At 73.0% G+C, this 5,804-nt stretch carries 4 protein-coding genes; all 4 read right to left on the bottom strand.

Going from position 1 to position 5,804, the window contains the following annotated elements; all coding sequences use genetic code 11:
- On the bottom strand, positions 1-863 hold an 863-nt coding region (locus tag AB0O00_RS27460), incomplete at its 3' end, for a hypothetical protein (protein ID WP_363656161.1).
- Between the two features lie 121 nt (positions 864-984).
- The gene (locus tag AB0O00_RS27465) at positions 985-3,555 is read right to left on the bottom strand and encodes an ABC transporter permease (RefSeq protein WP_363656167.1); all 2,571 of its coding nucleotides are present in this window, start codon (positions 3,553-3,555) and stop codon (positions 985-987) included.
- Positions 3,556-3,571: 16 nt separating this feature from the next.
- The gene (locus tag AB0O00_RS27470; RefSeq protein WP_363656163.1) at positions 3,572-4,360 is read right to left on the bottom strand and encodes an ABC transporter ATP-binding protein; all 789 of its coding nucleotides are present in this window, start codon (positions 4,358-4,360) and stop codon (positions 3,572-3,574) included.
- Between the two features lie 322 nt (positions 4,361-4,682).
- Complete coding sequence (gene ssuE / locus AB0O00_RS27475; RefSeq protein WP_363656165.1) at positions 4,683-5,237, bottom strand: NADPH-dependent FMN reductase; 555 nt, start codon at positions 5,235-5,237, stop codon at positions 4,683-4,685.
- Between the last annotated feature and the right edge of the window lie 567 nt (positions 5,238-5,804).

Raw genomic sequence — 5,804 nt, forward strand, 5'->3', positions numbered from 1 at the left:
AGCACCAGTCCGCCGGTCAGGGCGAGCAGGCCGGCGCCGAAGAGGTCCTCCGCCGGGCTGTACTCGACGCCGGCGGCGCGGGCCCAGCCGCCGTCCACCAGCAGCGGCACGCCGTCGCCGGGCTTCGGCGGCCGGGCGAAGGTGAGGTCGAGCTCGACGGTGCGCTCGGGGCCGCCGCCGGGCGGGCGGTAGCGGACGGTCGGCACGCCGTCCTCGTCGGTGGCGCCGGCCGTGCCGGTGACCGCCGTCGCGTTGGCGCGGTGGTCGGCCTCGCCGGCCTCCGTCCAGAGGCCGTACAGCGGGATCACGAGCGCGGCGGCCAGCAGCACGGCGCCCAGGACGCGGCGCACCACGGGCGGACGGCGGGGGGCGACGGGCGAAGGCGCACCCGCGGCCGTCCACGGGTACGGGACGGGCGGGGCCATCAGCTCGTCGAGGTCCTGACGGGCGCGGCGGCGGCCGAGTTCGGCGCCGATCAGCACGGCGGAGAGCAGGACGTGCACCAGGACCGCCGTCCAGCGGCCGGCGGTGGTGACCAGGCCGTCCGGGACGTACCAGAGCACCGCGAGGACGGCCGGCGGCACCAGCGCCCGGGCCCGGAACCGGGCGAGGAGCAGGATCGCCTCGGCGAACACCGACCAGGCGGCGAGCTCGTCGCCCCAGGTGTCGGTGCAGATGCCGTGGTCGTTGCAGTGCGTGCCGGTCGGCTCGACGGCGGTGGCGAAGGCCGCGAAGGCGATCGGGAGCAGGGCGAGCCAGCGGCTGTCGAGCCGCCGGAAGCGGTGGGCGGCGCGCCAGCGGTCGGCGACGGCCGTGGTGAGGGGCGCGGCGCTGGGCAGGGGCGGGGCGTCCGGGGCGACCATCGGACGATCATCCCAGCAGGGCTGAGCCGGGAACGCCGCAGGGGCCGGGTGCTCGTTCGCACCCGGCCCCTGCGCCCCCGTTCCCCCCGTTCCCCCGTTCCCCGGTGCCCCCGCCGCCGGGTCAGTCCGTCGCGATGGCCGCGAGGACGTTCATGCGTCCGGCCCGGAAGGCCGGGAAGAGGGCCGCGAGCAGACCGATCACCACGGAGGAGACCAGCGTCACGGCGATCGTGGTGGTCGGGACGGCGAGCGTGTCCAGACCCTGGTCGCGCAGCACCTGCTGGGCGGTGACGCCCCAGGCGAGGCCGAGGACCGTACCGAGGACGGCGCCGAAGACCGCGATCACCACGGACTCCAGCCGGATCATCCGGCGCAGCTGGCGGCGGGAGAGCCCGATCGCCCGCAGCAGGCCGATCTCGCGGGTCCGCTCGACCACCGACAGCGCCAGCGTGTTGACGACGCCGAGCACGGCGACCGTGATCGAGAGGCCGACCAGCCCGTAGATCAGGTAGAGCAGCGTGTTGACCTGGGACTGGACGAGCTCCTTGTAGCCGGCCTGGTCCTTGACGGTCAGCTGCGGGTACTGCTTGAGGCCGTCCTGGAGGGCGGTCAGCGTCTTGGCGACGTCGGCGCCGGAGGCGGCCTTGGCGTAGAACTGCCGGTCCTCGGGCTGGTCCCCGGCCGGGACGGCCTTGGCCATGGTCGCGGCGTCGACGAAGGAGGCGTCTCCGTAGAGCGACTTCTTGCCGAACACGACGCCGACCGTCAGCTGCTGGGTGTGGCCCTTGCCGTAGGACACGGTGACGGTGTCGCCGACCTTGAGGCCGTTGTCCTTCGCGAAGGTCTCGCCGATGCCGAGCGAGCCGCGGGCGATCGAGTCGACCGCGCCGGACGCGACCGGGAGGTGGAAGTCCGTGCCGAAGAAGCTCGGCGGCACCGCGGCGACCCCGGCCTTCTTGCTCCGGCCGTCGGCGAGCTGGATCTTCGCGTCGAAGTCCTTCTCGGTGGTGACGTGGTCGATGCCCGGGGTCTTCCGGACGGCGTCCAGCATCTCGGCGGTGATCGGCGCGCGGCCGCCGTGGATGATGTAGTCCACGCCCACCGAGCGGTCGATCTGCGCGCTGGCCGAGGTGACCGCCGAGGAGCTGAACACCGAGGAGCCGATCACCAGCGCCAGGCCGATCATCAGCGCGGCGGCGGTGGCCCCGGTGCGGCGCGGGTTGCGCGTCGCGTTGCGCTGGGCGAGCTTGCCGGACGGGCCGAACAGGGCCGGCAGCAGGGCGCCGAGCACCTTGATGACGGCGGTGGCCAGCAGCGGGCCGAGCACCACGAAGCCGACCAGCGTCAGCAGGACGCCGAGGCCGAGGTACCGGCCGCCGGTCGCCGCCTTCTCGGCCTTCGCGGCGAGCACCAGCAGGCCGCCGCCGCCGAGGGTGAGGACGAGGCCGACGACCGTCCGCACGACGTTGGCCCGCGCCTCGGCCGGGGTGCCGTGGTCGCGCAGGGCGGCCATCGGCGCGATCCGGCTGGCCCGGCGGGCGGGGATCCAGGCCGCGATGACGGTGATCAGGATGCCGACCGCGTACCCGGCGACGAAGACGTCCGGGCCGATCTGCAGGTCGCTCGCCTTGAGGCCCATGCCGATCGCGTTCATCAGCTTGATCAGGCCGACCGCGATGCCGAGGCCCACCCCGATGCCCAGGGTCGAGCCGAGCACGCCCAGGATCAGCGCCTCGACCAGCACCGAGCCGTTCACCTGGCCGCGGCTGCCGCCGATGGCGCGCAGCAGGCCGATCTCCCGGGTGCGCTGGGCGACCAGCATCGAGAAGGTGTTGATGATCAGGAAGCCGCCGACGATCAGCGAGACGCCGGCGAAGCCGAGCATCGCGTACTTCATGAAGTCGAGGCCGGTGCCGACGTTCTTGTTGTTCTCGTCCTTCTGCTCGGCCGCGGTCTTGACCTGGTAGCCGCCGCCGAGCTTGGCCAGGGTGTCGGCCTTGAGCTGCGCGTCGCTGCGGCTGCCGTCGCCGAACGCCTCGACGGAGGTGTAGGCCGCCTCGCCGAGCAGCACCTGCTGCGCGGTCGGGGTGTCCAGGAAGGCCAGCGCCGCACCCGGGTTGGTGGTGGTGAAGGTCGCGATGCCCGCGATGGTGAACTCGTGCTTGCCGCTCGCGTTGTCGACCCGCACCTTGCCGCCGAGGCCGAGCTCGGCCTTCTTCGCGGTGTCGGCGTCGAGCACCAGCTCGCCCGCGTTCTGCGGCACGTGGCCGGAGGTGATGTGCACCGGGTTGCGCGGCGTGTCGGTCCAGTTGCCGACCAGGGTCGGCGCGCCGCTGGTCGGACCGACCAGCTTGTTGGTGGCCGGGTCGACGAGGATCGCGTCGCCGACCATGACCTGGCCGATCGCCGTCTTCACGCCGGGCACCGCGGCGACCTGCTGGGCGAGCGCGACCGGGACCACCGCCGGCTTGTCGCCGGGCTGCTGCTCGTCGTCCTCGGCCGGCTTCGGCGGCTGGACGGAGACGTCGGAGGCGGTCGCGGCGAAGAGCTTGTCGAAGGTGCTGGTCGCGGTGTTGGAGAAGACCAGGGTGCCGGAGACGAAGGCGACCGACAGCACGACGGCTATCAGGGAGAGCGCCATCCGGCCCTTGTGGGCGAAGAAGCTCCGCAGTGACGTCTTGAGGATCATGATGCGTCGTCCCGCCCGCTCAGCTGGTGCGCTTGCCGTCGAAGCGCCGCATGCGCTCCAGGACGGAATCGGCGGTCGGGGAGTGCATCTCGTCGACGATCACGCCGTCGGCGAGGAAGAGCACGCGGTCCGCGTAGCCGGCGGCGACCGGGTCGTGGGTCACCATGACGATGGTCTGGCCGAGTTCGTCCACCGAGCGGCGCAGGAAGGTCAGCACCTCGGCGCCGGCCCGGGAGTCGAGGTTGCCGGTGGGCTCGTCGCCGAAGATGATCTCGGGGCGGGCGGCCAGGGCCCGCGCCACCGCGACGCGCTGCTGCTGGCCGCCGGAGAGCTGGGTCGGGCGGTGCTTGAGCCGGCCGGCCAGGCCGACGGTCTCCACGACCTGGGCGAGCCAGGCCTCGTCGACCTTGCGGCCGGCGATGTCCATCGGGAGCGTGATGTTCTCCAGCGCGTTCAGCGTGGGCAGCAGGTTGAACGCCTGGAAGATGAAGCCGATCTTGTCCCGGCGCAGCCTGGTCAGCTGCTTGTCCTTGAGTCCGGTGATCTCGGTGCCGCCGATCCGGATCCGGCCGGCGCTCACGGTGTCGAGACCGGCCAGGCAGTGCATGAGGGTCGACTTGCCGGAGCCGGACGGGCCCATGATCGCGGTGAAGCGACCGCGCTGGATGTCGACGTCGACCGCGTCCAGCGCGGTGACCTTGGTCTCGCCCGCGCCGTACGCCTTGGTGACCTGGCGGGCCGAGGCGGCGACGGCGGACTCGCCGCCGGGAAGCTGGTGGTCGAACACGGCTGCTGCTGCCGTCGTCACTGGAGTCTCCTAAGGAATGGCCCACCCGTTGGCCCCCAGCCTGGCCGGTGCCGCCTGTCCCACGACATGGTGGAAGCGGTAGTCCTCGACCGGGGGTTGTCCCCACCCTGCCCGGCGCGCCGGGCCGCCGGCCCGACGGAATCGGGCCGGCGCCGGAGGGGCGGGGATGTATGAACCACGTTAGGAGCGGCGGGCGGAGCGCTCGTCCTCCGCCGGGATGAAGCGGGCCAACGGGAGTTGTACGGGGTGCGGCGGCCCTCCCCCTAGGGGTCGCCGCCGCCCTTCTCGGGGTCGCCCCGTACGGGCTCCCGGCTGCGGCTCGTCAGCCGGTCAGCGCCGGGGTGGCGAGCCGCTCCAGCGCCACGGCGAAGCCGTCCACGACGGGGGCGAGCAGCGTCTCGGTCTCGCGCTCGACGAGGGTCGTCCCGTCCTCCCCGGCGGTGATGTGGCGGTCGAGCACGAACCAGCCCTGGGTGATGTGGCCGGCGCCCATCGAGCTGAGGACCGGGCGCAGCGCGTAGTCCACGGCGAGGACGTGCGCGGGCGAGCCGCCGGTGGCGAGCGGCAGGACGGCCTTGCCGGCCAGCGCGTACTGCGGCAGGACGTCGAGCAGGGCCTTCAACAGGCCGGAGTAGGCGGCCTTGTAGACGGGGGTGCCGATCACGACGCCGTCGGCCCGGGCGAACAGCTCGACGGCGGCGGCGATCTCGGGATGGCCGAAGTCGCCGGAGAGCAGCGCGTGCGCGGGCAGGTGGCGGGCCTCGAACGAGATCACGTCGTGGCCGCGGGCCGCCAGCCGCCCGTCGACGTGGCGCAGGAGCCGGGTGGTGCGGGAGGTCGCGGACGGGGAGCCGGAGACGGACAGGACGGTGGCCATGGGTTCACCTCTGCGGGACGCGGGGACGGCGCGGTGCGGCGGTTCTTCTTCCGCCGGGAGGCGGCGGTTCTTCCACTGCGGGGAAGCGGCGGTTCATCCGCCGCCCGGGAAAAGGGAGTTGGGGATTTCGACGGGGCGCGCGTCAGCCACGACAGAGCGAACGGGACACACGCTTCAGGTCGACGTACCGCCGACGCGTGAGAGTCCTTCGCTGATCCATGCCGAAAATGCAAACACGGGGTGTTCGGGGCGGTCAAGAATCGTTTCGGCAGGTGAACGGCGGAGTGGGACGGATCACTCCGTCGCCCCCGGCACCCCACGGGCGTGCGCACGCGCGGAAGTTGCGGCGGAACGATCCGGCACGTGCATCAAAACTGCTACAAGAGGCCTGGTGGAGCCCCCGGGGGGAGTCAGGCCGGACGCCTTCGGGCATCCTCGTGCACATGAACACGTGGCAGGAGGGCCGCCCGAGCGGCGGCGGGAACCCGTACAACGGCGGGACCCCGTACGGCGGCGGCAACGCCGGCGGCGCGTACGGGCGCGGCGGGGGCGGCACGTCGGCCGTAC

It is taken from the genome of Kitasatospora sp. NPDC093558, from assembly GCF_040683475.1.
GTDB lineage: Bacteria > Actinomycetota > Actinomycetes > Streptomycetales > Streptomycetaceae > Kitasatospora.

Bases quoted from the DNA above. Each gene is read 5' to 3' on its own strand.
- ssuE (WP_363656165.1), bottom strand. From the start codon at position 5,237: ATGGCCACCGTCCTGTCCGTCTCCGGCTCCCCGTCCGCGACCTCCCGC.